This window comes from Pseudomonas sp. GW821-FHT02A11 (assembly GCF_059421985.1).
In genome coordinates this window covers 94,879-118,763 of record NZ_JBWKWB010000004.1, presented here as the reverse complement: position 1 = coordinate 118,763, position 23,885 = coordinate 94,879, and the positions used below count along the sequence as shown (strand labels likewise).

Below are 23,885 nucleotides of genomic sequence, written 5' to 3'. Positions count from 1 at the left end.
TGCGCATTCCGATTGATATAACACAGGCCCTTTTGGGAGCCGGCTTGCTGGCGAAGACGTCATGTCAATCTCATCACCGTTGAATGACACACCGCCTTCGCCAGCAAGCCGGCTCCCACAAGGGATCGTACTTCGACCCGAATACCGAGAATGCCCATGTCCGACACCCTCGATCTCGAACTGCTGCGCACCTTCGTCGCCGTCGTCGATCACCATAGCTTTGCTGAGGCCGGTGCGCGGTTGTCGCGCACACAGTCGTCTGTCACCCAACACATGCAGCGGCTTGAACAGCAGATCGGCGTCAGCCTGTTTCAGAAGCAGGGTCGGCAGAAGCAGCTCACCGAGCCGGGCCGCCAGTTGCTGCGCCATGCCCGGCAGATGCTGTCGCTCAACGACGACGCGCTCAATTCATTGCGTGAAAGCAGCCTCAGCGGCGTGCTGCGCATTGGCTCACCCCACGACATCGCTGACACCATCCTGCCGCCGATCCTCAGCCACATCGCCCGCTCGGCGCCGAAATTGCGGCTGGAAATCGACGTGGGGCGCAGCCCGTTCCTGATGGACGACCTGCATCGCGGCAAGGTCGACATGGTGATTTCCACCCGCGAAGACACGGGCCTTGAAGGCTTTGCGCTGCGCACATCGCCCGTGTGGTGGATCTGCTCGGCGCAATACCAGCATGTGCCGGGCGAGCCGATTCCGCTGATTCTGGTGGATGAGCCGAGCATCTATCGGCGCTACGCCATCGAGGCGCTGGAGCGGGCAAACATTGCCTGGCGTCAGGCGTACCTAGCCTCGAACCTGATCGGCATCAAAGCCGCGACCCGCGCCGGATTGGGCGTGACGGCGCGGAGCATGGAAATGCTCGGCCCGGACATGCGTGTGCTGGGAGAGGCTGACGGCCTGCCGAGAATGCCCGACGTGACCTATCACCTGTGGATCCGCCCCAACACCGTGAACCCGCTGGCGCGTCGGGCGTATGAATTGATTCGGGGGAGTCAGGGGTTGTAGCGACGGAATGACGAAATACGCTCCTTACTCTGTGGGAGCGAATTCATTCGCGAGATGTCGGTGCAGTCGACAGAGATGCATTGATGTAACGGCCAATCGCGAATGAATTCGCTCCCACAGGGGGTGCGCGCAACGTCAGGAAAAGTGTTATTTCAACTGTGCCTCAACCCACCGCTTCAAATCCCCCACCTCAGCCGAGGTAATGGTATGCCCTGCCCCCGCATACGCATGAAACTCCGGGCTGATCAGCAGAGTATTCTCCAGCACCGTCTGCGCCTCGGTCGCGCCGGAATAGGGCACGCGGCTGTCGGCCGAGCCGTGGCCAATAAACACCTTCAGCGACTTCAGGCGGTCATCCGGCTTGAGCCGTGAATTCAGCGCGGCGAGGATCTTGCCGCTCAATGGCGCGATACCGCGCACCAGTTCCGGGTATTGCAGGCCAATCTGATAACTCATCATCGCGCCCTGGCTGAAGCCCACCAGAATCACCTTGTCCGGCGGGGTGCCGTACTTCTCGGTGGCTTGCTCGATGAAGGTGCGAAGCAGGTCGGTGCTCTTGTCCACGTCGCTGGTCACGCCTTCGTACTCAGCCTGATCGGTGTCTTGGGTAAACCATTTGTAGCCACCCCCATCGACTTCCCCCGGCGCGCGCACCGACAGGTAGGTGAAGTCCGCAGGCAGCTCGTTCTTGATGCCGAACAGGTCGCGTTCGTCACTGCCGTAGCCGTGCAGGAAGATGATCAGGGGTTTGTTTTTCGAGTCGGCGGGGGCTGCAGCGAGGTAAGGCAGGGCCAGGTCGGTGAGCAGCGCGGGTTCGGCATGGGCGAAGCCTGTGAAGACACAGAGCAGCGCGGCGAAAAACTTCATCATTGAGGACAGGCCCTTTCAGAAAAACATCGGGCCCATCATACGCAGCATGTTCTGGATGTCAGCCCGCAATCGACCGGGGGATGCTGTCAGATGGCTGTACGGGGAGCAGATTTCCTCACACCGCATAACACCCTGTGGGAGCGAATTCCTTCGCGAGAGGCTCGTAAATCCGATGCATCTCTATCGCCGGATCTATTTTTCGCAAATGAATTCGCTCCCACAGGGAAACTGCACACCGTCGACTATCCGGCTTTCAACCCTCCAGGGCCGACAACCCCAGATGCTCGCGCAAGGTCGAACCCTCATACGCCGTGCGGTACAGCCCCTTGCGCTGCAGATGCGGGATCACGCTTTCGACGAACTCGCTGAACGACCCCGGCAGGTACGCTGGTGAAATCACGAAGCCATCGCAGCCTCCCTGAGTGAACAGCTCGGCCAGTTGATCGGCGATCTGTGCGCCAGTACCCACCAGTTGCGGCACGCGCACGCTGCTGGCGAAGATGCGGCCCAGCTCTTCGAGCGTGGTGTCCGCCCCCTGCATCAGCAGTTTTTCCGCCGCGGCCGGGTGAATCGAAGGCGCGCGGGCGATTTCTGCCAGGGTGGCAGACAGCGGAAATGGCGAGAGATCAACGTTCAGTTGCGAAGCCAGCGTGACCAGGCCCAACTCAGGCCGCGCCAGGGCGTTGTGCTTGTCGCGCTTGGCCCGGGCTTGCGCCTCGCTGCCACCAATGAACGGCATCACCGCGGTCAACACCTTGCAGCTGTCAGCGCTTCGCCCTTGCTGTACCACTTGCCCGCGCACGTCCTCGCGAAACGCGTGCATGGCCTTCAAATGCGGGTGAATGGTGAAGATCGCCTCGGCCCAACGCGCGCCAAAACGACGTCCACGCCCGGACGAACCTGCCTGAATCAGCACGGGCCGGCCTTGCGGCGTGCGCGGAATGTTCAGTGGCCCTTCGACCTTGAACCACTCGCCGTGATGCTGCACCGAGGTGATCTTGTCGGGATCGGCCAGTACGCCGTTCTCGCGATCGAGCTTCAACGCCCCCGGCGCCCAACTGCGCCAGAGCTTGAGCGCTACCTCGACGAACTCGTCAGCGCGGTCGTAACGCAGGTCGTGCTCCAGGTGTTTGTCCTTGCCAAACAGACGCCCTTCGCTGTCGTTCATCGAGGTCACGATGTTCCACGCCGCGCGCCCCTTGGACAGGTGATCGAGGGTCGCGAACTCCCGCGCGATGTGCGCGGGCTCGTAATAGGTGGTCGAACGCGTGGCGCCCAGGCCCAGCTTGCTTGTCTGCCCGACCAGATACGACAGGATCGGCAGCGGGTCCAGACGCGTGGCATCCTGCGCGCCGTAACGCAGCGCGGTGTCCCGCGAGCCGCCCATCTGATCACCGACCGCGAGGCGATCAGCGAAGAACAGGAAGTCGAACAGCCCCTCCTCCACCACGCGGGCGGTGCGCGCGTAGTACTCGGGGTCGAGGTAGTTACCAATGGTTTCAGGGTGACGCCAGGCCGCGTGACTGTGAATGACCGGCCCGGTCAGCAAAAACGCCGACAGGTGAATGTGACGACTCATGAATATGCTCCTGCTTATTCAGCCTTGGGCACCCAGACCGCGATGTCGGACACCTTCAGTGGCTTGGGAATCAGCTTGGCGTCGTAGTAGTAATCGGCGATGCGCTGCTGCTCGGCCAACTGGTCGATCTTGACCGGCACGATGTCGTAGCTGCGACGGCTATTGGCCAGCTCAACGGTTTCAGTCGGGATGTTGCCCCACAGCGGCGAGAGGTTTTTCGCAGCTTCCTGCGGATGGCCTTTGACCCATTGCCCGGCGTCGTGAAGGGTGTCGAACACCACCTGCAGCACCTCCGGATGGGCCTTGGCGAAGCTGGTGTTGGCGACGTAGAAACGGTTGTAGTTGGCGACGCCATCACTGCCGTCGGCGATCACCCGGACGTGATGTTCACGCTGCTGAGTCGCCAGGAACGGGTCCCAGATCGCCCACGCGTCGACGTTGCCACTGGAGAACGCCGCCACGCCGTCCGGCGCTTCCAGGTACACCGGCGTGATGTCGGCCAGGGTCAGCCCGGCCTTCTTCAGCGCGGAAATCAGCAGGAAGTTACTGCCCGAACCCTTGGAAACCGCCACCCGCTTGCCCTTCAGATCCGCGACGCTGTGAACGGGCGAGTTGTCCTGCACGATGATCGCCTGCGCGCTCGGCGACGGGTTTTCGCGGGCGTAGTAGGTCAACGGCGTGTTGGCCGCCTGGGTGAACAGCGCGAAGGCATCTGCGACATCGGCATGCAGGTCGACACTGCCCGCATTCATCGCGCTCAACAGGCCGCTACTGAACTCATGCCAGTTCACTGTGAAGCCCAGCGGCTTGAGGCGTTGCTCGATCTGGCCGTCGTTCTTGAGCAGGATCCACAACGTCGACGAGCGCTGGTAACCGATGTTGATGACCTGCTCGGCCTGCGCCGCGAGGGTCGTGAGCAGTAAGGTGGCAGTAACGAGGAGTGTGCCCAGGGGTTTACGCAGGCTCATGGCTTTCCTTTAGTGTTCAGGCATGGGGATGGCGCGAGCGCTCAGCACGGAAAAGCATGAGCGCTCAATATAAAAGTCGTTTTGATTATAAAAACTGTAGAGGATTATGAAAGAAACGTATGGGTCTAAGCTTATGCCGGCTGCCCAACGGAACGCCTGCAGAGCGCGCAGGGTCTAGGGATAAGTATTTGAATACTCGCTCACCCGCCGATTGAGGAATTGACCTTGAACATCTTTGAAGCCCTGAGAGAAAGCCATGATCGTCAACGTGGCTACGCCGATGCCCTGGTCCAGACTCACGGTGACAGTCAAGACCGTGTCGAGGCGTACAAGCAGCTGAAAGCTGAATTACAGGCTCATGAAACCGCAGAAGAGCGCTTCTTTTATATCCCGCTGATGCAGTACGACAACGGCGTGGACCTGAGCCGCCATGCGATCTCGGAGCATCACGAGATGGACGAGATGATGGAAGAACTCGACGAGACCGACATGTCCAGCCCGGCATGGCTGGCGACGGCCAAGAAGCTGTCGGAGAAGGTTCATCATCATCTGAAGGAAGAAGAGCATAAGTTCTTTCAGATGGCGGGCAAGTTGCTGGATGACAAGCAGAAAGAGACGCTGGCGGGGGATTATGTGAAGGAATATGAGGAGCAGTTGGCTGAGGCGTGAGGGGTTCTGTTTTTTAGGGCAGCGCTTTGATTGCAAGTATATCCGTAATGGGCAGCGTGGCTTATTACGGTTGCGCCCTTACGGCGGGTCACTTGGGTCAAGGGCCTAAAAATTCAAAAGCGAACACAGCGTTTGGTTTGCCACCCTATCCCCTGTAGGAGCAGTCGGAGGTTCCGACGGCCGCGATGCAGTGTATCTGACACCGCATGAGTGGCAGACATGCGCTTTCGCCACTTTCGTAACCTCAAAAAACTTACACAGGTTTGGCGGCGGGCACAATCCAGGGCCCGATACAAAAACCCTGTAGCAGAAAAGCGCGCAAATCCCAGGCTTTGCATTCGCTTTTTGCGATTTGGTCGTTTGGTTTATCGCACGAAGATCCAAGCATCAGCGTCACAAAAAAACCAACCTCAAAAACATCAAGGATCAACCTGCGCCATCAACTCCGGCACAGATTCAGTCCTGCGTGCATACCGCTGCGCCAACACCGCGCAGACCATCAACTGAATCTGGTGAAACAGCATCAACGGCAGAATCAACACCCCGATCGTACTCCCGGCAAACAACACCTGCGCCATCGGCACACCCGTCGCCAGACTCTTCTTCGAGCCACAGAACAGGATGGTAATGCGATCTTCGACACTGAACCCGAACAACCGCCCCAGCACCGTCGAAATCATCAGCACCAGCGCCAGCACCACCCCACAGACCACCACCAGGCCCGCGAGATCCCACAGCGGAATCTTGTGCCAGATCCCCTCGTTTACCGCCTCGCTGAACGCCCCATACACCACCAGCAGAATCGAACCCTGGTCCACATACTTCAGCCAGTTCTTGTTGCGTGCCACCCACGCGCCAATCCAGCGGCGGGCGATCTGACCGGCCACGAACGGCAACAGCAACTGAATACTGATCTTGATAATGGCATCCAGCGTCGAACCACCGTCGCCGTGCACATTCAACAGCAGGGTCACCAACAGAGGCGTGAGGAAAATCCCGAACAGACTCGACGCCGCCGCGCTGCAGATCGCCGCCGGAATATTGCCGCGAGCAAGCGAGGTGAAGGCGATCGCCGACTGCACCGTCGCGGGCAGCGCGCACAGGTAAAGGATGCCCATGTACAGGTCTTTGCCGATCAGCGGCGAAAGCACCGGCTTGAGCGCCAGGCCCAGCAGCGGAAAGATCACGAAGGTCAGCCCGAACACCAGCAAATGCAGGCGCCAGTGGCCGGCACCGGCGATGATCGACTCGCGGGACAGTTTGGCGCCGTGGAGAAAAAACAGCAGCGCGATCGCGAGGTTGGTCAGCCAGCCGAACCCCACCGCGACCTGGCCGCTGGCGGGGAGGATACTGGCAATGATCACCACCGCGACCAGGGTCAAGGTGAAGTTATCGGGAAGGAAACGAGGGCGACTCATCGGCGTAATCCAGTCATGACAAGGGCAATGTGCCGACTGTACGCCCCTTGCCAAGTGCCGACTAACGCCAACAAGCCCATTAATAGCGCGTAACGGACAGCGCAGGGATTACGCCAGCCCGCCTTCAATCACCCGCAACACCGTCACACGACGCTTTCCCGGGTTGTTATCGATCATTTCACTGAGCGCGGCCTGCCATTTGACGATGTCTTTTTCCTGGGACAAGGCCATCAACTGCTCCCAGCCCATCCCCTCGTTCAGAGCGCTGTTGGCACTGGCCTGCGGCGTCAGAGTTTCAAGCTTCAACAGGTTTGCTGCAATTTCCGAGAGGGTACTCACGACGGGGCTCCAGGGCGCGCGGGTCAGTGGCGCGCCGATACTTGGCTGCGGGATATGCAAGGAAGCCTCAACGTCAAAAACCGGTGAATGCGGCGCCCTGCCCCAAGGTCATAGCAAGGTTCAGACCACACGCCTGGGCCTGCAAAATGATTCGGACCAAGTGCGTCAAAAAGACGCTTCAAGAGGTCTGCGACGCGGCTTCGGCGGCCTGGGTTCGATCCACCAGACGGATGCTGTCGCGCCCGCCACGCTTGGATTCGTAAAGCGCCGCGTCGCCCTGCTCGATCAGCGCGCTGAGGCTGGCCGGGGGATGGTTGAACAGGCTGGCGCCGATGCTCAGCGTCACCGGCTCAGGGGTCGAAAACGCCTGCGAGGCCGCGTCCTGAAAGCGCTGACGCAACTGACCACCCAGATGAACGATCTGCTCATGGGTCGCGTTGTTCAGCAGGATCACGAATTCATCGCCACCCAGTCGCGCCGCCAGCGCGCCTTGGGGCAGGAGCGAACGGATCATTTCACTGAGGCTGACCAGCAAACCGTCGCCGGCGATGTGACCGTACAGGTCGTTGACGGATTTGAAGTTATCGATGTCGATCAGCAGCAATGCCCCCGGCCGCGATCCCGTGACGTCCTCGAGCAGACGCGGCGCCCGCACTTCCAGTGCGCGACGGTTGTACAGGGTGGTAAGGGGGTCCCGCGCGGCCAGGCGTTCGATGCGTTTCTCGCGGCGATAGCGCTCAGAACCTGTCATGGAGAGCGCGATCAGCATGATCGCCATCGCCCCTTCCACCAGGGAGATCTGGATGATTTCGCCACGAAAGGCCGCCAGATCGATCAAGGTGCCGGGCAAAATCGCGGTGATCGCCTTAGCCAGATAAAACAGCCCGTGACCCAGCAGCACATAACGCAGCTGGCCGGCACCGACGCTGAGCGACCTGCCGTGCGGGCGCAACAGCAGGCTGGCCTTGAACATCAGCAGCGCCACCAGCGTTGAATTGACCGCGAGCATGACCTTGGACCACCACGGCGCCTCGGGCAACAGCAACATGCCCAGCCAGACCGCGAAGATCAGGTACCAGCCCCGTGACAGCCGCGATTCGGTAAACCGTGTGACGCCCAGCAAAAACAGCCAGTGGGCGGTCACCAACAGGCCATTGGCGAACCAGATGCCGATCAGCAGAATGCCGCTGCTGCGCAGCAAGGCCAGGGTCGAGCCAAGGGTGATCGTGGCAAAGCCGGCACTCCAGAACAGCAGCGACGTTTCCCGGACATGCCGCCATTCCGCCGCAAGGTACAGCGCAGCCGCCGCGGCGAGGGCGATCGAGAGGGCCAACATGGTAACGGGGTCGAGCGCCATAAACTGCCTGGCCTTTCTGAGTTGCGATCAAAGAGGCGCCATTGTAAGCGTGCGAGCCAATTTTTGGCCTGACCGGAAGCTTAATTTTTGCCCGGTGGTCAGCTCGTCCCAGGCGGCTCGGCCAACGGACGCTTGGCTCTGCCCTGCCGAACCGTTGCTGAGGATTACAGGACTTGCTTTCTTTATTTTCCGCACGTTTCTGCTATTTCAGCGTCGATGGAAAGCGATGATGGTGGCAGGGCCCTGGTGACCTCCCTCCGGGAGCCATGCTCAGGACGTCCATCTCGAACGCCTTCTCGATCACTGGGCGGTCATCGACCGCAGGAACAGGACTGTGTGCTCTCCCAAGCCAGGCTCCACTTACCCGACGTCAGCGTCATCCATCAGCATCGTCGACGATGACGCGCAGGTTCGCAAAAGCCTGACCAACCTCCTCCGTTCGGTCGGCTACCTCGCCTCGGGCTTCGATTCCGGCGAAGCCTTCATGGCGTCGTTGAGCGAGAACCGCCCCGACGGCGTGCTGGTCGATTCGCGGATGAACGGCATGCAGGGAATTGACGTGCAGCGTCAATTGAAGTCATCGGGCATAGCACCTGCGGTGGTGTGCATGTCGGCCTTCTGGGACGACGCTACCCGCCAGGATGCGTACCGGTGGGGCGCCCATGCGTGCCTTTCCAAGCCTTTTTCAGAAGAGCTGCTGCTGGCGACCCTCAGCAACGCACTGAGCGCCAATAACTGCGCCAGCGATCAGCCCATCGAATGACCGTCGGTCATGCAGCGTCGCCCGGCGCGTTAATGAATGGGAGCAAATTCTCGACAGGTCCCAGCCTGACAAGGCAACACTCAGGCTTGCGCCAGAATGCTACCCAGCAACCCGGGAAAGCGCTGGTCGAGTTCCTCGCTACGCAACGAGTTCATGTGCGTGGTCCCGACGTTACGGGTATGAACGAGCCCGGCATCGCGCAGGACGCGGAAGTGATGGGACATGGTGGACTTGGGCCGGCCGCCGTCAAGTTCACCACAGCTGGCCTCTTCCACCCCGGCCAGGCACCGCACGATGTCCAGGCGAACAGGGTCGCTCAACGCATAAAGCAGGCGTTCGAGGGAGAACTCGGCGGGGATGGGATGTTTGAAGGCGCGCATCGGGCCATGATAGCGAGGGGTTTCATCGAACGCTATATTTCGAATACTACCGAACAAGCGAAACTTACCTACCTGGAGCTTACCCATGTCAGCATTGTTCGAGCCGTTCTCCCTGAAGGACGTCACCCTGCGCAATCGCATTGCCATCCCACCCATGTGCCAATACATGGCCGACAACGGCGTAATCAACGACTGGCACCACGTTCACCTGGCAAGCCTGGCCCGTGGCGGCGCGGGCCTGGTGGTGGTCGAAGCAACGGCGGTGTCTCCCGAGGGCCGCATCACCCCGGGCTGCGCGGGCATCTGGAGCGATGAACATGCTCAAGCCTTCGTCCCGGCGGTCAAGGCCATCAAGGCAGCAGGCGCCGTACCCGGCATCCAGATCGCCCACGCGGGTCGCAAGGCCAGCGCCAACCGCCCTTGGGAAGGCGACGACCACATCGCGCAGGGCGACGCCAATGGCTGGCAAACCATCGCTCCATCGGCCATCGCATTCGGCGCCAACTTGCCGAAAGTGCCACAGGCAATGACCCTCGCCGACATCGCTCGCGTGCGACAGGACTTCGTCGACGCCGCCCGCCGCGCCCGCGAAGCCGGTTTCGAATGGATCGAACTGCACTTCGCCCACGGCTACCTGGGTCAGAGCTTTTTCTCCGAACACGCCAACCAGCGCACCGACGCCTACGGCGGCAGCTTCGACAACCGCAGCCGCTTCCTGCTCGAAACCCTGGCTGCCGTGCGTGAAGTCTGGCCGGAAAACCTGCCGCTCACCGCGCGTTTCGGCGTGATCGAATACGACGGCCGAGATGAACAGACCCTGACCGAATCCATCGAACTGGCCCGCCGTTTCAAGGCTGGCGGCCTCGACCTGCTGAGCGTCAGCGTCGGCTTCACCATCCCCGAGACCAACATCCCATGGGGCCCGGCCTTCATGGGCCCGATCGCCGAACGCGTGCGCCGCGAAGCCGGCCTGCCCGTGACTTCGGCGTGGGGTTTTGGTACGCCGCACCTGGCGCAAAGCGCTATCGAATCGGGCCATCTGGATCTGGTCTCGGTGGGGCGCGCGCACCTTGCAGACCCACACTGGGCCTATTTCGCGGCAAAGGAATTGGGCGTCGATAAAGCGTCCTGGACCTTGCCAGCGCCTTATGCGCACTGGCTGGAACGCTATCGCTGAGACTCGAACATCTACCGACCCCGGCTCGGCAGAAAGTTCTGTCGGGCCGGATGTGGGTTTCTGAGGCAATCGCGTTAACTCACCCCTGGCGGGATGCCGTCCTTGTTGAAGTCCTTGAGCCGCTCCTTTTCTTTCTCGGTGGAGTGGGCAGGCACGTCGTTCTTGGGGGACGTGGTGTCTTTTTCACGTACAGGGGGATTTTTCCGGCTCATCGTCAAGGCCTCCTGTTCATCAACCCTGTGGGATCACACCTGTCATCGCCGTGAACTGGCTCTGCCGGTGCTGAAGTTTGTCGAGAATTTCAGGCGGCGTTGATTCGCGAAACACCACCATGTGCCCGACCTCCTTACCGCCTTCGGTGACACGCTCGATGTCGTTGATCATCCAGGTTTTCAGCTCGTCGGCGGTGATGCCCAGCTGGTCGGCCACCTGTTGGTGAAGATAGTGCGCATCGTACTGATTGAATTGATCGCTGTTCATTCGGGTATTCCTTTGCTGGCTGTAAGGATCTGGCCGCTGCGCAGGGGAACAAGTTCAGACCAATTCCTGAAATGTGTTGCGACGGTCTATGCTCAATCCAGGTCGCAAAGAGAACGGGGCGCGTCGCTTTTGTACGAATGATTCAAAATCGCCGTGCCAAGCTGTTTTCCTGCCCGACCAAGGGTGCGACACAGATCGCGCCGGGCACAACAAGATGCCCGACAAGGGTGCCCTGGCTTCGGCCTGAAAATCCACGAGCCCGTGACGTGGTCAATGCGCCGCAGCCGACACTTTCGGACAACCGACAGCCGCCTGGTTTGTCCGTGACCGTGAGGACTGCTGTATGCCTGATCAGATGTCGATTCTGCCGATGGTCAACAGCCTGCTGGAGCGCCACAAAGGCTCTCCCGGCGCCCTGTTACCCATTCTTCATGAGATTCAGGAAGGCCTCGGCTACATCCCCGATGCCGCCATCCCCGACATAGCCCACGCCCTCAATCAAAGCCAGGCTGAGGTGCGCGGTGTCATCAGTTTTTACCACGACTTTCGCACCGCGCCGCCCGCCCGGCACATTCTGCGCCTGTGTCGCGCGGAGTCCTGTCAGAGCCGCGGGGCCGAGCAGCTGGCGGCGCACTTGCGCGAGCGTCTGCAGCTGGACGATCACGGTAGCAGCATCGACGGCAACATCAGCCTGCGACCCGTCTACTGCCTGGGCGCTTGCGCCTGTTCACCCGCACTGGAGCTGGACGGCAAGGTGCATGCGCGGCTCAGCCCCGAGCGTCTGGATGCGCTGCTCGACGCTTGCCGGGAGGACGCATGATGACGCGCCTTTATCTGCCCGCCGACTCCGTGGCCCGCGCCGTAGGAGCAGATGCCGTCGCCGTGGCCCTGGCCAGCGAAGCGCGCAAACGCAACCTGCCGCTGGACCTGCACCACACCAGCTCCCGGGGCCTGTACTGGCTGGAGCCGCTGCTGGAAATCGACAGCCCGCAAGGCCGCTTCGGCTTTGGCCCGCTGACCGAAGCCGATGTGCCTGGCCTGTTCGATGCGCTGCAAGATGATCCCGCCAATCACCCGCTGGCCTTGGGGCTGGTGGAAGAACTGCCTTACCTGAAGACTCAGCAACGTCTGATCTTTACGCGCGCGGGGATTACCCAGCCCCTGTCGCTGGACGATTATCGGGCTCACGGCGGCTTTGAAGGACTGACCCGCGCCATCGCCATTGGCGGCGAAGAGACGGTCACTGCGGTGTTCGACTCCGGTCTGCGGGGGCGGGGTGGCGCGGCCTTTCCTGCTGGCATCAAGTGGCGCACGGTGCGTGGCACGCAAGCTGCGCAGAAATACGTGGTGTGCAACGCCGATGAAGGCGATTCCGGCACCTTCGCCGACCGCATGTTGATGGAAGGCGACCCTTATCTGTTGATCGAAGGAATGACCATCGCCGGCATCACCGTTGGCGCCAGCATCGGCTACATCTATATACGCTCCGAATACCCACAAGCGATCGCGACCCTGCGCGAGGCGATCAACATCGCGCGCCACGCAGGCTACCTGGGCACGGACGTTAGCGGCAGCGGCATGGGTTTTGATCTGCAAGTCCGCGTCGGCGCCGGTGCTTATATCTGTGGCGAAGAAACCGCGCTGCTGGACTCGCTGGAAGGCAAGCGCGGACTGGTGCGCGCCAAACCGCCGATTCCTGCCCTGAAGGGGTTGTTCGGCCAACCGACGCTGGTGCACAACGTGCTGACCCTGGCCTCGGTGCCGCTGATTCTGGCCAAGGGCGCACAGTTTTACCGCGACTACGGCATGGGCCGGTCAACCGGCACCATGCCCTTCCAACTGGCGGGCAATATTCGGCGTGGCGGTCTGGTGGAGCGCGCATTTGGCCTGACCTTGCGCGAACTCGTGGAAGGCTACGGCGGCGGGACTGCCAGTGGTCGCACGCTCAAAGCCGCTCAGGTCGGCGGCCCGCTCGGCGCGTGGGTGCCTCCGTCGCAGTTCGACACGCCATTGGACTATGAAGCCTTCGCGGCCATCGGCGCGATGCTCGGTCACGGTGGCGTGGTGGTTGCCGACGACACGATGGACATGGCGCACATGGCGCGTTTCGCCCTGCAATTCTGCGCCGAAGAATCCTGTGGCAAATGCACGCCCTGCCGTATCGGCTCGACCCGTGGCGTAGAGGTCATCGACCGGATACTGGCCGCCCCCGATCAGAACGCGCGGGATCAGCAGGCCATCATCCTCAGGGACTTGTGCGACACCCTGCAGTTCGGTTCGCTCTGCGCGTTGGGCGGCATGACCGCCTACCCCGTCGCCAGCGCGCTCAAGCACTTCCCCGCCGACTTTGGTCTGCACACCCTGGAGGCCGAGCAATGATCACGCTCTTCGACCCGAAAACCGACATGGATCTGGGCACGCCGGCCCGCGTAAGCGACGTGCACATCACCCTGACCATCGACGGCCAGAGCATCAGCGTGCCTGAGGGCACCTCCGTCATGCGCGCCGCGGCGCTGATGGGCACCGCTATTCCCAAACTGTGCGCCACCGACAGCCTCGAAGCCTTCGGCTCCTGCCGCATGTGCCTGGTCGAGATCGACGGCATGCGCGGCTACCCGGCCTCGTGCACTACGCCAGTCACCGAAGGCATGACCGTCCACACCCAGACGCCCAAGCTCGCGACCCTGCGGCGCAACGTCATGGAGCTGTACATCTCCGACCATCCGCTGGACTGCCTGACCTGCTCGGCCAACGGCAACTGCGAACTGCAGACTGTCGCCGGCCAGGTTGGCCTGCGCGAAGTACGCTATGGCTACGAAGGCGAAAATCATCTGGCCGACAAGAAAGACGTCTCCAACCCCTACTTCGACTACGACCCGAGCAAGTGCATCGTCTGCAGCCGCTGCGTGCGGGCCTGTGAAGAAACCCAGGGGACCTTCGCGCTGACCATCACCGGACGCGGCTTCGAATCCCGCGTGGCGGCCGCCGGCGGCGAGGACTTTCTCGATTCCGAATGCGTATCCTGCGGCGCCTGCGTGCAGGCCTGCCCCACTGCCACGCTGATGGAAAAAAGCGTGGTTGAACTCGGTCAGCCCGAACACAGCGTTATTACCACCTGCGCCTACTGCGGCGTCGGCTGCTCGTTCCGCGCAGAGATGAAAGGCGACACCCTGGTGCGCATGGTCCCGGACAAGAACGGCCAGGCCAACCACGGCCATTCCTGCGTCAAGGGCCGTTTCGCCTGGGGCTATGCCACCCATCCGGATCGCATCACCAAACCGATGATCCGCAAGCACATCAGCGACCCGTGGCAGGAAGTCAGCTGGGACGAGGCCGTGACCTACGCGGCCAGCGAAATGCGCCGTCTGCAGCAAAAATACGGTCGCGACGCCATCGGCGGTATCACCTCCAGCCGTTGCACCAACGAAGAAACCTATCTGGTGCAGAAGCTGGTGCGCGCAGCTTTTGGCAACAACAACGTCGACACCTGCGCGCGGGTCTGTCATTCGCCCACCGGTTACGGCTTGAAACAAACCCTTGGCGAGTCTGCGGGCACCCAGAGCTTCGACTCGGTGATGAAGGCCGACGTGATTCTGGTCATGGGCGCCAACCCCAGCGACGCCCACCCGGTGTTCGGCTCGCAGCTCAAGCGTCGTCTGCGTGAAGGCGCGCAACTGATCGTCATCGACCCTCGCCGTATCGACCTGGTGGACTCGGTCCATGCGCGCGCCAAGCTGCACCTGGCCCTGCGCCCTGGCACCAATGTGGCGATGCTCAATGCTCTGGCCCACGTGATCGTCACCGAAGGCCTGCTCGATCAGCCGTTCATCGACGCCCGCTGCGAAGACAATGATTTCGCCCGCTGGAGCGAGTTTGTCAGCCGTGCGGAAAACTCGCCGGAAGTGCTGGGCCTGATTTGCGGCGTGGAGGCGGCCGATATCCGTACCGCCGCGCGCCTCTACGCCAGCGCCAAAAACGCCGCCATTTATTACGGCCTGGGCGTCACCGAACACAGCCAGGGCAGCACGGCGGTCATGGGCATCGCCAACCTAGCCATGGCCACTGGCAACATCGGCCGCGAAGGCGTGGGCGTGAACCCGCTGCGTGGGCAGAACAACGTGCAGGGCTCGTGCGACATGGGCTCCTTCCCCCATGAACTGCCAGGCTATCGCCACATCTCCAACGAAGTCGTGCGCACCCAGTTCGAAAATGCCTGGAACGTCACCCTGCAACCCGACCCGGGCCTGCGCATTCCCAACATGTTCGAATCGGCGCTGGCCGGGCAATTCAAGGGCCTGTACTGCCAGGGCGAAGACATCGCCCAGAGCGACCCCAACACCCAGCATGTCACCGCCGCCCTGTCTGCGATGGAGTGCGTAGTGGTGCAGGACATTTTCCTCAACGAAACCGCCAAATTCGCCCATGTGTTTCTGCCGGGCGCCTCGTTTCTGGAAAAAGACGGCACCTTCACCAACGCCGAGCGACGCATCTCGCGGGTGCGCAAGGTCATGGACCCGTTGGGCGGCAAGGCCGACTGGGAAGGCACCGTGGCCCTCGCCAACGCCCTGGGTTACCCGATGAACTACACACATCCATCGGAAATCATGGATGAAATCGCCAGCCTGACGCCGACCTTCAGCAACGTCAGCTACGCTGCGCTGGACGCCCACGGCAGCCTGCAATGGCCGTGTAACGAAGCCGCGCCGGATGGCACGCCTACCATGCACATCGAGCAATTCGCGCGCGGCAAAGGGCGCTTCATGCTCACCGGCTACGTGCCCACTGAAGAGAAGGTCAATGCGCGCTATCCGCTGCTGCTCACCACTGGGCGCATCCTTAGCCAGTACAACGTCGGCGCCCAGACTCGGCGCACCGAAAACGTCGCATGGCATGAAGAAGACCGCCTGGAAATCAACCCCACCGACGCCGAAGGCCGTGGCATCAACGAAGGCGACTGGGTGGGTATCGGCAGCCGCGCCGGCCAGACCGTACTGCGCGCCCGGGTCACTGAACGCGTGGCGCCAGGCGTGGTGTACACCACCTTCCACTTCCCCGAGTCCGGCGCCAACGTGATCACCACGGACAACTCCGACTGGGCCACCAACTGCCCGGAATACAAGGTCACCGCCGTGGAGGTCAGCCGCGTCTACCACCCTTCCGAGTGGCAAAAACGCTACCAGGCCTTCAGCGACGAACAACAACGCCTGCTCGACGAACGTCGCCAGGCCCGTCACGCCGACGAAGCGCAGGTGCGCCGATGAGCGACGCCAACCTGATCAAAATGGCCAACCAGATCGCCAAATACTTTGCCACCGAGCCTGATGAGCAAGCGGCCGTGCTCGGCGTACGCAACCACATCCAGATGTTCTGGACGCCTGGCATGCGCAAAGAGTTGGTGGCGTTGCAGGCAGCCAATCACGGCGCGGAGCTGCATCCGCTGGCGCAGGATGCGGTGAAGGGGGCCGGGTGGTAGGGGTAGCGGTCTTCACCTGATAGAAGCCAGAAACGACAAAGCCCTGAATAATCAGGGCTTTGTCGTCTGGATATGGCGGAGGCATAGAGATTCGAACTCTAGGACCTGTTACAGTCGGCAGTTTTCAAGACTGCTGCCTTAAACCACTCGGCCATACCTCCTATTGCGTTGCGGGCGCCATAATACCGTAATGAAACAAGCTGTCAAACTCTCTGACTCGCGTGTCTCTGCGGCTCTGTTATGATCTTTGCAACTTGAGATTTCAAACCACCATTTTTCACCCACCAGGAGTAGCGCCATGCGCGAACAGGATTACGCAGTCAACCGCGTGCAGGTCGAGCAGCTAGAGGTTAGCCGCGTCCTGCGCAACACTTACGGCCTTCTGGCCCTCACCCTCGCCTTCAGCGGCATCATGGCGTTCGTCGCTCAGCAGATGCACGTGCGCTATCCGAACGTTTTCGTGGTGCTGATCGGCTTCTACGGTCTTTTCTTCCTCACCAACAAACTGCGCGATTCGGCGTGGGGTCTGGTGTCGGCGTTCGCGCTGACCGGCTTCATGGGCTTCATTCTGGGCCCGATCCTTAACCGTTACCTGGGCATGCAGGGCGGCGCTGAAGTCGTTTCTTCGGCCTTCGCGATGACGGCTCTGGTGTTTGGTGGCCTGTCGGCTTACGTGCTGATTACCCGCAAGGACATGAGCTTCCTGGGCGGCTTCATCACCGCAGGTTTCTTCGTCCTGCTGGCGGCGGTGCTGGCGAGCATGTTCTTCCAGATCAGCGGGCTGCAACTGGCGATCAGCGCAGGCTTCGTGCTGTTCTCCTCGGTGTGCATCCTGTTCCAGACCAGCGCCATCATCCACGGTGGTGAGCGCAACTACATCATGGCCACCATCAGCCTGTATGTATCGATCTACAACCTGTTCATCAGCCTGTTGCAGATCTTCGGCATCATGGGCAGCAGCCGCGACTGATCGGCAGCCTGACCCAACAAAAAGCCCGCTTCGGCGGGCTTTTTGCTGTCTCGCGTCTTTGAATTCTTTATCATTGGCCTTATTCACTCCTGCCATCCGCTGACCGAGCCGTCCATGAAGTTCGCCATCGCCCTGTATTCACCCGCCCACGCGCCCTCCTCGCGCCGCGCGCTGTTGTTCGCGCAGGCCGTGCTCGCCGAGGGGCATGACATCGTGCGGTTGTTCTTTTATCAGGACGGCGTGCACAGCGCCTCGGCCAACGTGGTCACGCCTCAGGACGAGCTGGATGTACCGGCCCTGTGGCGCGACTTCGTCACCGACAACCGGCTCGATGGCGTGGTGTGCATCGCTGCCGGCCTGCGCCGTGGCGTGCTGAATCAGGAAGAAGCCGAGCGTTATTCGCGCCCCGCCGCCAACCTGCCTGCGCCTTGGGACCTGTCCGGTCTTGGGCAATTGCACGATGCGGTGCAAGCCGCGGATCGACTGATTTGCTTCGGAGGGCCATGAGATGCCGAAGTCTCTGTTGATCATCAGCCGACAATCACCGTGGTCGGGCCCAAGCGCCCGCGAAGCCCTGGATATCGCGCTGGCTGGCGGCGCATTCGACCTGCCACTGGGCATGCTGTTTCTGGATGACGGCGTGTTGCAGCTGTTGCCCTCGCAAAACGCCAAAACCCTGCAACAGAAGGACCTCACCGCCAACCTGCAAGCGCTGTCGATGTTTGGTGTCGAGGAGCTGTTCGCCTGCCGCTCAAGCCTGGCCGAACGCGGCATGGCGTCGACCGAATCGAGCGTCGAGCCGCTGCAGATTCTGAGCGATCAGGACATCGCGGCGCTCATTGACCGTTACGACCAGGTGATCACGATCTGATGGCGACCTTGCATGTGTTATCTCATTCCCCTTTCGCCGACTCTCGCCTGAGCAGTTGCCTGCGGCTGCTGGGTGGCGACGACGCGATCCTGCTGTGCGGCGACGCCACTTATGCGCTGACGGCCTCGACTGCGCCACGTCTGGCGCTGGAGGCCAAGGCCGACAGCCTCAAGCTGTTCATCCTCGACGAGGACGCCGAGGCGCGAAATCTGACCCTGCCCGAGTGGATGAAACGCGTCGATTACCCCGGATTCGTCGCGCTGTCGGTGCAATTCGACAAGGTCAACACCTGGCTATGAAACAGCTTATCGTCGGCGCACGCACTATTGCCCTGGACAAGGACGGCAACCTCCAAGACCTGCACGATTGGTCTCGCGAGGTCGCCGAAGCGCTGGCGCGGGAAGAGGACATCACCCTGACTCCCGACCATTGGGAAGTCCTTGAGGTGTTGCGCGCGTTCTACGCCGAATTTCAGTTGTCGCCCGCCACTCGCCCGCTGGTCAAATACACCGCGCTGAAGCTGGGCGCGGAAAAAGGCAACAGCTTGCACCTCAATCGTCTGTTCAACGGCACTCCCGCCAAACTTGCCGCCAAGCTGGCGGGCCTGCCAAAGCCGACCAATTGCTTATGACCGAATTCGCCCCCCTCGTTACCGAAACGCCCGCCGAGCATCCGTTCGCCCCGTTTGTGCGCATCCTTGGCAAGGGCAAACGCGGCGCGCGCAACATGACCCGCGAAGAAGCCCGTGAAGCCATGGGCATGGTCCTCGATGAAAAGGTCGAGGACACCCAGCTGGGCGCATTCCTGATGCTGCTGCGGCACAAGGAAGAAAGCGCCGAAGAGCTGGCCGGTTTCACCGAGGCCGTGCGCGAGCGTCTGACCGCCCCGCCCCTATCCGTCGATATCGACTGGCCCACCTACGCCGGCAAGAAGCGCCATTTGCCGTGGTACCTGTTGGCGGCCAAATGCCTGGCGCAGAACGGCGTGAAAGTGCTGATGCATGGCGGCGGCGCGCACACCGCCGGACGTCTGTACAGCGAGCAACTGCTGGATCTCTTGGGCGTTCCACTTTGCCGCAATTGGCAGGCCGTGGGTCAGGCGCTCGACCAGCAGAACATCGCTTTCATTCCGTTGGGCGACTGGGCGCCGCAATTGCAGCGCATGATCGACCTGCGCAACACCTTGGGCCTGCGCTCGCCCATTCACTCCTTGGCGCGCATTCTCAATCCGTTGGGTGCACGCTGTGGTCTGCAGAGCATCTTCCACCCCGGCTATCAATCCGTGCACCGCGATGCCAGCAGCCTGTTGGGCGATCACGCCATCGTGATCAAGGGCGATGGCGGCGAAGTGGAGATAAACCCGGACACCATCAGCCATTTGTACGGCACCACTGATGGCCAGCCTTGGGATGAAGAATGGCCCGCGCTGTCGGATCGACGCCACGTCAAACCCGCGACCTTGGACCCGCAGCAGCTCATCGGCGTCTGGAAAGGCGAAATCCAGGACAGCTACCCGCAGTTGGCGCTGATTTCGACCATCGCTCTGGCCCTGCGAGGCCTCGGAACGCCGCGCGCTCAAGCCTTCGAGCATGCCGAGCAGTTTTGGACGAATCGGAACAAATCGATTTAATCGATCATTACCTCCGACTCTTTGCGCTATTTGTTCGAACGATTGTCTTTAGACTGATCTCCAACGTACGAACGTACGAGTTATGGGAGTCAGACATGGGCCTTCTCGTTGAAGGACGCTGGCACGACCAGTGGTATGAAAGCAGCAAAGACGGGGCGTTTCAGCGTGAACAGGCACAACGCCGCAACTGGGTCACCGCCGATGGTCGCCCAGGTCCTTCTGGCGAAGGCGGCTTCAAGGCCGAAGCCGGTCGCTATCACCTCTACGTTTCCCTTGCGTGCCCGTGGGCCCATCGCACGCTGATCGTGCGCAAGCTCAAGGGGCTGGAAAGCCTGATCGACGTGTCGGTGGTCAGCTGGCTGATGCGCGAAAACGGCTGGACCTTCGACAAGCAAACCGGCTCGACGGGCGATCCCCTCGACGGTCACACCTTCATGTACCAGCGCTACCTGGCCGACAACGCCGATTACACTGGCCGGGTGACAGTGCCTGTGCTGTGGGACAAACAGCTGCAACGCATCGTCAGCAACGAATCATCGGAAATCATCCGCATGTTCAACTCCGCGTTTGATGAGCTGACCGGTAACACGCTGGATTTGTACCCCAACGCGTTGCGCCCCGAGATCAATAGCCTGAACGACCGCATCTACCCGGCGGTGAACAACGGCGTATACCGCGCCGGTTTTGCGACCTCTCAGGGGGCGTACGAAGCAGCGTTTGACGACGTGTTTGCCGAGCTTGATGCGCTGGAAAAACTGCTGGGCGAGAAGCGCTATCTGGCAGGCGAGTACCTGACCGAAGCGGACGTGCGCTTGTTCACCACATTGATTCGGTTTGACGCGGTGTACCACGGACACTTCAAGTGCAACCTGCGCCGCATCGCCGATTACCCGAACCTGAGCAATTGGCTGCGCGAGATGTATCAGCTGCCGGGCGTGGCCGACACCGTCGACTTCGCGCACATCAAGCACCACTACTACGCCAGCCACGCCACCATCAACCCGACGGGAGTGGTGCCGAAAGGACCGGAGCAGGATTTCAGCGGGGCGCATGATCGTGGGCGGTTGAGCGGGAAAGGTATTTTGCAGAACGCGTGATACACACGTGCCCACCGGTGCGACGCGTATCAAGCTGTGAGAGCGAATTCAGTCGCGACAGACAGGTATGGCCGATAGCGATGTATCGTGCGTACCGCCGATTCGCGAATGAATTCGCTCCCACAGGTTTTGCCGATGGCTTTACAGGCCGCGATCAAACGCTACCCTGCGCCCCTTCGAACCACGCCAGTTTGTCCCGCAACAGCACCACTTCCCCCACGATCACCAGGGTCGGGGCATGAACCTCATGCTCGGCCACCAGTTGCGGCAGGTTGGCCAAGGTGCCGGTGAAGACGCGCTGGTTGGTCGTAGTGCCTTGCTGGATCAGCGCAGCAGGCGTGTCGCCCGAGCGGCCGTGTTTGATCAGTTCGCTGCAGATGATCGGCAAACCAATCAGACCCATGTAGAACACCAGGGTCTGCGCAGGTGAAACCAGATCCTTCCAGGGCAGGTCAGTGGTGTTGTTTTTCAGATGACCGGTGACGAAACGCACCGACTGCGCGTAGTCGCGGTGGGTCAGCGGAATACCGGCGTAAGCCGCACAACCACTGGCCGCAGTGATGCCCGGTACCACTTGAAACGGAATGCCGTGGGCCGCCAGCTCTTCGATTTCCTCGCCGCCGCGGCCAAAGATGAACGGATCACCGCCCTTGAGCCGCACTACGCGCTTGCCCTGCTTGGCCAGTGCAACCAGCTGCTGGTTGATCTGATCCTGAGGCACGGCGTGATCGGCGCGCTGCTTGCCGACATAGATCCGGTCCGCATCGCGACGGCACAGCTCGAGAATCGCCGGTGCAACCAGACGGTCGTAGAGGACGACATCGGCTTGCTGCATCAAGCGCAACGCCTTGAAGGTCAGCAGGTCCGGATCACCCGGCCCAGCACCCACCAGGTACACCTCACCCGAGGCGCTCGGCGCTTCGCCATCGATCTTCGCCTGCAACAGGCGCTCGGCTTCGGCGCCCTGCCCGGCCAGTTGCCGATCAGCGATCGGCCCCTGAAACACCTCTTCCCAAAAGGCCCGACGCTGCTGGACGTTGGGGAAAAGGTTCTTCACCTGATGACGAAAGCGTGCCGCCAGCCCCGCCAGATGGCCGTAGGTTGGGGGGATCCAGCTCTCCATCTTGGCCCGGATCAGGCGCGCCAGCACCGGCGCGTCCCCGCCGCTGGACACAGCGATCACCAGCGGCGAGCGGTCGACGATGGCCGGGAAGATCACGCTGCACAGCACCGGCGCATCGACCACGTTCACCGGCACACCGCGCTGGCGAGCATCGGCTGAGACCTGAGCGTTGAGCGGCTCATCATCGGTGGCGGCAATGATCAGCACGCAGCCGTTCAGATCCGCCTCGTCGTAACCGCGCAGAATCTGTTCGCCACCGCTGCTGTCGATCAACTCGCGCAGCTCCGTTCCGATCTCGGGTGCAACCACCCGCAGGACCGCGCCGGCGTCGGCCAGCAGGCGAGACTTGCGCAAGGCAATCTCGCCGCCGCCCACCACCAGCACGCGGGCACCCCGAAGGTTGTGGAACAGTGGCAGAAATTCCATTTAGCCGATAACCTCGATGCCACCCATCCACGGCTTGAGGACTTCCGGTACGCGGATCGAACCGTCGGCTTGCTGGTAGTTTTCCAGGACTGCCACCAGGGTGCGGCCGACTGCCAGCCCGGAACCGTTGAGGGTGTGAACCAGCTCAGGCTTGCCGGTTTCCGGGTTGCGCCAGCGGGCCTGCATGCGGCGGGCTTGGAAGTCGCCACAGTTGGAGCACGAGGAGATCTCGCGGTATTTGTCCTGGCTCGGAATCCACACTTCCAGGTCGTAGGTCTTCACGGCACTGAAACCCATGTCGCCGGTGCACAAGGCCAGTTTGCGATAAGGCAGCTCCAGCAACTGCAGGACGCGTTCGGCGTTGGCGGTCAGGCTTTCCAGGGCTTGCATGGATTTTTCAGGCTCGACGATCTGCACCATCTCGACCTTGTCGAACTGGTGCTGACGGATCATGCCGCGGGTGTCGCGACCCGATGCGCCGGCTTCGGAACGGAAGCACGGGGTGTGGGCAACGAATTTCAGCGGCAGCTGCTTGGCGTCGAGGATTTCGCCGGAGACGATGTTGGTCAGCGAAACTTCAGCAGTCGGGATCAGGTACAGATCGGCTTCGCCTTCACGAGCGATCTTGAACAGGTCTTCCTCGAACTTCGGCAGCTGGCCGGTGCCTTGCAGCGCCGGGGCCTGAACCAGATAAGGCGTGTAGGCCTCTTCGTAGCCGTGCTCGTTGATGTGCAAAGTGATCATGAACTGCGCCAGCGCGCGGTGCAGACGGGCGATCGGGCCGCGCAACAGGGCAAAACGGGCGCCGGACAGCTTGGCGGCAGTTTCGAAGTCCAGCCAGCCGAACTTCTCGCCCAGGACGACGTGGTCCTTGACCTCAAAGTCGAACGAGGCAGGCGTGCCCCACTTGCGCACTTCGACATTTTCCTCTTCGTCGGCGCCGACCGGTACAGATTCGTGAGGCAGGTTGGGCATGTTCAGCAAGATGACGTCGAGCTCGGACTGAATGCCGTCCAGCTCTTTCTTGCCGTTGGTCAGCTCTTCGGCCATGCGGTCGATGTCAGCCATCAACGGCGCGATATCTTCGCCGCGCTGCTTGGCCTGGCCGATGGATTTGGAACGGGCGTTACGCTCGGCCTGAAGCTGCTCAGTGCGGGTCTGCACAGTCTTGCGCTGGTTTTCCAGCGCTTCGATGCGGGCCACGTCCAGTGTGAAGCCACGGGAAGCCAGGCGATCCGCTACGTCCTGAAGCTGGGTACGTAACAGTTTGGAATCGAGCATATCG

26 protein-coding genes and 1 tRNA gene are annotated in these 23,885 nt (G+C 61.5%); 15 read left to right on the top strand and 12 right to left on the bottom strand.

The window, feature by feature from the left end; all coding sequences use genetic code 11:
* Positions 1-150: 150 nt before the first annotated feature.
* Complete coding sequence (locus AC07V9_RS08055; RefSeq protein ID WP_495015200.1) at positions 151-1,011, top strand: LysR substrate-binding domain-containing protein; 861 nt, start codon at positions 151-153, stop codon at positions 1,009-1,011.
* A gap of 147 nt (positions 1,012-1,158) precedes the next feature.
* Here the strand turns inward: AC07V9_RS08055 and AC07V9_RS08050 are convergent, their stop codons facing one another.
* The 3 genes from AC07V9_RS08050 to AC07V9_RS08040 form a co-directional block, all read right to left on the bottom strand.
* A complete protein-coding gene (locus tag AC07V9_RS08050) occupies positions 1,159-1,881 on the bottom strand; it encodes an alpha/beta hydrolase (protein ID WP_495015199.1) in 723 nt (240 codons plus the stop codon).
* 253 nt (positions 1,882-2,134) lie between these two features.
* Positions 2,135-3,460, bottom strand: a complete 1,326-nt coding sequence (locus AC07V9_RS08045; RefSeq protein ID WP_495015198.1) for an LLM class flavin-dependent oxidoreductase — start codon at positions 3,458-3,460, stop codon at positions 2,135-2,137.
* A 14-nt stretch (positions 3,461-3,474) separates the two neighbouring features.
* The gene (locus AC07V9_RS08040) at positions 3,475-4,428 is read right to left on the bottom strand and encodes an aliphatic sulfonate ABC transporter substrate-binding protein (protein WP_495015197.1); all 954 of its coding nucleotides are present in this window, start codon (positions 4,426-4,428) and stop codon (positions 3,475-3,477) included.
* Between the two features lie 225 nt (positions 4,429-4,653).
* On the opposite strand from AC07V9_RS08040, the gene AC07V9_RS08035 reads away from it, so the two are divergent.
* Complete coding sequence (locus tag AC07V9_RS08035) at positions 4,654-5,097, top strand: hemerythrin domain-containing protein (protein ID WP_495015196.1); 444 nt, start codon at positions 4,654-4,656, stop codon at positions 5,095-5,097.
* 419 nt (positions 5,098-5,516) lie between these two features.
* On the opposite strand, the gene AC07V9_RS08030 is transcribed toward AC07V9_RS08035, so the two are convergent.
* The 3 genes from AC07V9_RS08030 to AC07V9_RS08020 form a co-directional block, all read right to left on the bottom strand.
* A complete protein-coding gene (locus tag AC07V9_RS08030) occupies positions 5,517-6,515 on the bottom strand; it encodes a bile acid:sodium symporter family protein (RefSeq protein WP_495015195.1) in 999 nt (332 codons plus the stop codon).
* A 108-nt stretch (positions 6,516-6,623) separates the two neighbouring features.
* Positions 6,624-6,854, bottom strand: a complete 231-nt coding sequence (locus AC07V9_RS08025) for a hypothetical protein (protein WP_495015194.1) — start codon at positions 6,852-6,854, stop codon at positions 6,624-6,626.
* A 178-nt stretch (positions 6,855-7,032) separates the two neighbouring features.
* Positions 7,033-8,211, bottom strand: a complete 1,179-nt coding sequence (locus AC07V9_RS08020; protein ID WP_495015193.1) for a GGDEF domain-containing protein — start codon at positions 8,209-8,211, stop codon at positions 7,033-7,035.
* A 334-nt stretch (positions 8,212-8,545) separates the two neighbouring features.
* Between AC07V9_RS08020 and AC07V9_RS08015 the strand changes: the two genes are divergently transcribed.
* Positions 8,546-8,974 (top strand): response regulator transcription factor, encoded by a 429-nt coding sequence (locus AC07V9_RS08015; RefSeq protein ID WP_495015192.1) that lies wholly within the window; start codon positions 8,546-8,548, stop codon positions 8,972-8,974.
* 80 nt (positions 8,975-9,054) lie between these two features.
* Here the strand turns inward: AC07V9_RS08015 and AC07V9_RS08010 are convergent, their stop codons facing one another.
* Positions 9,055-9,354, bottom strand: a complete 300-nt coding sequence (locus AC07V9_RS08010) for an ArsR/SmtB family transcription factor (RefSeq protein ID WP_495015439.1) — start codon at positions 9,352-9,354, stop codon at positions 9,055-9,057.
* Positions 9,355-9,439: 85 nt separating this feature from the next.
* On the opposite strand from AC07V9_RS08010, the gene AC07V9_RS08005 reads away from it, so the two are divergent.
* Positions 9,440-10,531 (top strand): NADH:flavin oxidoreductase/NADH oxidase, encoded by a 1,092-nt coding sequence (locus AC07V9_RS08005; protein WP_495015191.1) that lies wholly within the window; start codon positions 9,440-9,442, stop codon positions 10,529-10,531.
* 74 nt (positions 10,532-10,605) lie between these two features.
* Here AC07V9_RS08005 and AC07V9_RS08000 read toward each other — a convergent pair whose 3' ends face one another.
* Positions 10,606-10,743: a hypothetical protein gene (locus AC07V9_RS08000; protein ID WP_495015448.1), complete on the bottom strand. Its 138-nt coding sequence runs from the start codon at positions 10,741-10,743 to the stop codon at positions 10,606-10,608.
* A 19-nt stretch (positions 10,744-10,762) separates the two neighbouring features.
* Complete coding sequence (locus tag AC07V9_RS07995) at positions 10,763-11,011, bottom strand: hypothetical protein (protein WP_495015190.1); 249 nt, start codon at positions 11,009-11,011, stop codon at positions 10,763-10,765.
* Between the two features lie 343 nt (positions 11,012-11,354).
* Here AC07V9_RS07995 and AC07V9_RS07990 point away from each other — a divergent pair, with 343 nt between their 5' ends.
* Genes AC07V9_RS07990 through AC07V9_RS07975 form a run of 4 tightly spaced genes read left to right on the top strand, consistent with a single transcriptional unit; the run spans position 11,355 to position 16,484 of the window.
* Positions 11,355-11,831 carry a formate dehydrogenase subunit gamma gene (locus tag AC07V9_RS07990; protein ID WP_495015189.1) on the top strand — a complete coding sequence of 159 codons (477 nt, stop codon included), beginning with the start codon at positions 11,355-11,357 and terminating at the stop codon, positions 11,829-11,831.
* Positions 11,828-13,390, top strand: a complete 1,563-nt coding sequence (locus AC07V9_RS07985; RefSeq protein ID WP_495015188.1) for an NADH-ubiquinone oxidoreductase-F iron-sulfur binding region domain-containing protein — start codon at positions 11,828-11,830, stop codon at positions 13,388-13,390. The genes AC07V9_RS07990 and AC07V9_RS07985 overlap by 4 nt, the downstream gene beginning before the upstream one ends.
* Positions 13,387-16,272: a formate dehydrogenase subunit alpha gene (fdhF, locus tag AC07V9_RS07980; RefSeq protein WP_495015187.1), complete on the top strand. Its 2,886-nt coding sequence runs from the start codon at positions 13,387-13,389 to the stop codon at positions 16,270-16,272. Before AC07V9_RS07985 ends, fdhF begins: the two co-directional genes overlap by 4 nt.
* Positions 16,269-16,484, top strand: a complete 216-nt coding sequence (locus AC07V9_RS07975; protein ID WP_495015186.1) for a formate dehydrogenase subunit delta — start codon at positions 16,269-16,271, stop codon at positions 16,482-16,484. The genes fdhF and AC07V9_RS07975 overlap by 4 nt, the downstream gene beginning before the upstream one ends.
* A 73-nt stretch (positions 16,485-16,557) precedes the next feature.
* Here the strand turns inward: AC07V9_RS07975 and AC07V9_RS07970 are convergent.
* Positions 16,558-16,645, bottom strand: a tRNA-Ser gene (locus tag AC07V9_RS07970).
* A gap of 137 nt (positions 16,646-16,782) precedes the next feature.
* Here AC07V9_RS07970 and AC07V9_RS07965 point away from each other — a divergent pair.
* From AC07V9_RS07965 to AC07V9_RS07935, 7 genes are all read left to right on the top strand, one after another.
* Positions 16,783-17,454 (top strand): Bax inhibitor-1/YccA family protein, encoded by a 672-nt coding sequence (locus AC07V9_RS07965; RefSeq protein WP_495015185.1) that lies wholly within the window; start codon positions 16,783-16,785, stop codon positions 17,452-17,454.
* 114 nt (positions 17,455-17,568) lie between these two features.
* Positions 17,569-17,961 (top strand): sulfurtransferase complex subunit TusD, encoded by a 393-nt coding sequence (gene tusD, locus AC07V9_RS07960; RefSeq protein ID WP_495015184.1) that lies wholly within the window; start codon positions 17,569-17,571, stop codon positions 17,959-17,961.
* Position 17,962: 1 nt separating this feature from the next.
* Positions 17,963-18,325 (top strand): sulfurtransferase complex subunit TusC, encoded by a 363-nt coding sequence (tusC, locus tag AC07V9_RS07955; protein ID WP_495015183.1) that lies wholly within the window; start codon positions 17,963-17,965, stop codon positions 18,323-18,325.
* Positions 18,325-18,624: a sulfurtransferase complex subunit TusB gene (gene tusB, locus AC07V9_RS07950; protein WP_495015182.1), complete on the top strand. Its 300-nt coding sequence runs from the start codon at positions 18,325-18,327 to the stop codon at positions 18,622-18,624. The genes tusC and tusB overlap by 1 nt, the downstream gene beginning before the upstream one ends.
* The gene (locus AC07V9_RS07945; RefSeq protein WP_495015181.1) at positions 18,621-18,956 is read left to right on the top strand and encodes a TusE/DsrC/DsvC family sulfur relay protein; all 336 of its coding nucleotides are present in this window, start codon (positions 18,621-18,623) and stop codon (positions 18,954-18,956) included. The genes tusB and AC07V9_RS07945 overlap by 4 nt, the downstream gene beginning before the upstream one ends.
* A complete protein-coding gene (locus AC07V9_RS07940) occupies positions 18,953-19,954 on the top strand; it encodes a glycosyl transferase family protein (RefSeq protein WP_495015180.1) in 1,002 nt (333 codons plus the stop codon). Before AC07V9_RS07945 ends, AC07V9_RS07940 begins: the two co-directional genes overlap by 4 nt.
* A 95-nt stretch (positions 19,955-20,049) precedes the next feature.
* Complete coding sequence (locus tag AC07V9_RS07935; protein ID WP_495015179.1) at positions 20,050-21,051, top strand: glutathione S-transferase family protein; 1,002 nt, start codon at positions 20,050-20,052, stop codon at positions 21,049-21,051.
* A gap of 154 nt (positions 21,052-21,205) precedes the next feature.
* Here the strand turns inward: AC07V9_RS07935 and cysG are convergent, their stop codons facing one another.
* The gene (gene cysG / locus AC07V9_RS07930) at positions 21,206-22,600 is read right to left on the bottom strand and encodes a siroheme synthase CysG (protein ID WP_495015178.1); all 1,395 of its coding nucleotides are present in this window, start codon (positions 22,598-22,600) and stop codon (positions 21,206-21,208) included.
* A complete protein-coding gene (gene serS, locus AC07V9_RS07925) occupies positions 22,601-23,881 on the bottom strand; it encodes a serine--tRNA ligase (RefSeq protein WP_495015177.1) in 1,281 nt (426 codons plus the stop codon).
* Positions 23,882-23,885: the final 4 nt, after the last annotated feature.

What these genes read in the sequence shown, in the direction of transcription:
- AC07V9_RS07975 (WP_495015186.1), top strand. Translation starts at nt 16,269, where the DNA reads ATGAGCGACGCCAACCTGATCAAAATGGCCAACCAGATCGCCAAATAC.
- AC07V9_RS07990 (WP_495015189.1), top strand. Translation starts at nt 11,355, where the DNA reads ATGCCTGATCAGATGTCGATTCTGCCGATGGTCAACAGCCTGCTGGAG.
- AC07V9_RS08050 (WP_495015199.1), bottom strand. Translation starts at nt 1,881, where the DNA reads ATGATGAAGTTTTTCGCCGCGCTGCTCTGTGTCTTCACAGGCTTCGCC.
- serS (WP_495015177.1), bottom strand. Translation starts at nt 23,881, where the DNA reads ATGCTCGATTCCAAACTGTTACGTACCCAGCTTCAGGACGTAGCGGAT.
- tusB (WP_495015182.1), top strand. Translation starts at nt 18,325, where the DNA reads ATGGCGACCTTGCATGTGTTATCTCATTCCCCTTTCGCCGACTCTCGC.
- AC07V9_RS07995 (WP_495015190.1), bottom strand. Translation starts at nt 11,011, where the DNA reads ATGAACAGCGATCAATTCAATCAGTACGATGCGCACTATCTTCACCAA.
- AC07V9_RS08045 (WP_495015198.1), bottom strand. Translation starts at nt 3,460, where the DNA reads ATGAGTCGTCACATTCACCTGTCGGCGTTTTTGCTGACCGGGCCGGTC.
- AC07V9_RS07945 (WP_495015181.1), top strand. Translation starts at nt 18,621, where the DNA reads ATGAAACAGCTTATCGTCGGCGCACGCACTATTGCCCTGGACAAGGAC.
- AC07V9_RS07965 (WP_495015185.1), top strand. Translation starts at nt 16,783, where the DNA reads ATGCGCGAACAGGATTACGCAGTCAACCGCGTGCAGGTCGAGCAGCTA.
- tusC (WP_495015183.1), top strand. Translation starts at nt 17,963, where the DNA reads ATGCCGAAGTCTCTGTTGATCATCAGCCGACAATCACCGTGGTCGGGC.
- AC07V9_RS08055 (WP_495015200.1), top strand. Translation starts at nt 151, where the DNA reads ATGCCCATGTCCGACACCCTCGATCTCGAACTGCTGCGCACCTTCGTC.
- AC07V9_RS07985 (WP_495015188.1), top strand. Translation starts at nt 11,828, where the DNA reads ATGATGACGCGCCTTTATCTGCCCGCCGACTCCGTGGCCCGCGCCGTA.
- fdhF (WP_495015187.1), top strand. Translation starts at nt 13,387, where the DNA reads ATGATCACGCTCTTCGACCCGAAAACCGACATGGATCTGGGCACGCCG.
- AC07V9_RS08005 (WP_495015191.1), top strand. Translation starts at nt 9,440, where the DNA reads ATGTCAGCATTGTTCGAGCCGTTCTCCCTGAAGGACGTCACCCTGCGC.
- AC07V9_RS08020 (WP_495015193.1), bottom strand. Translation starts at nt 8,211, where the DNA reads ATGGCGCTCGACCCCGTTACCATGTTGGCCCTCTCGATCGCCCTCGCC.
- AC07V9_RS07935 (WP_495015179.1), top strand. Translation starts at nt 20,050, where the DNA reads ATGGGCCTTCTCGTTGAAGGACGCTGGCACGACCAGTGGTATGAAAGC.
- AC07V9_RS08040 (WP_495015197.1), bottom strand. Translation starts at nt 4,428, where the DNA reads ATGAGCCTGCGTAAACCCCTGGGCACACTCCTCGTTACTGCCACCTTA.
- AC07V9_RS08000 (WP_495015448.1), bottom strand. Translation starts at nt 10,743, where the DNA reads ATGAGCCGGAAAAATCCCCCTGTACGTGAAAAAGACACCACGTCCCCC.
- AC07V9_RS07940 (WP_495015180.1), top strand. Translation starts at nt 18,953, where the DNA reads ATGACCGAATTCGCCCCCCTCGTTACCGAAACGCCCGCCGAGCATCCG.
- tusD (WP_495015184.1), top strand. Translation starts at nt 17,569, where the DNA reads ATGAAGTTCGCCATCGCCCTGTATTCACCCGCCCACGCGCCCTCCTCG.
- AC07V9_RS08010 (WP_495015439.1), bottom strand. Translation starts at nt 9,354, where the DNA reads ATGCGCGCCTTCAAACATCCCATCCCCGCCGAGTTCTCCCTCGAACGC.
- cysG (WP_495015178.1), bottom strand. Translation starts at nt 22,600, where the DNA reads ATGGAATTTCTGCCACTGTTCCACAACCTTCGGGGTGCCCGCGTGCTG.
- AC07V9_RS08030 (WP_495015195.1), bottom strand. Translation starts at nt 6,515, where the DNA reads ATGAGTCGCCCTCGTTTCCTTCCCGATAACTTCACCTTGACCCTGGTC.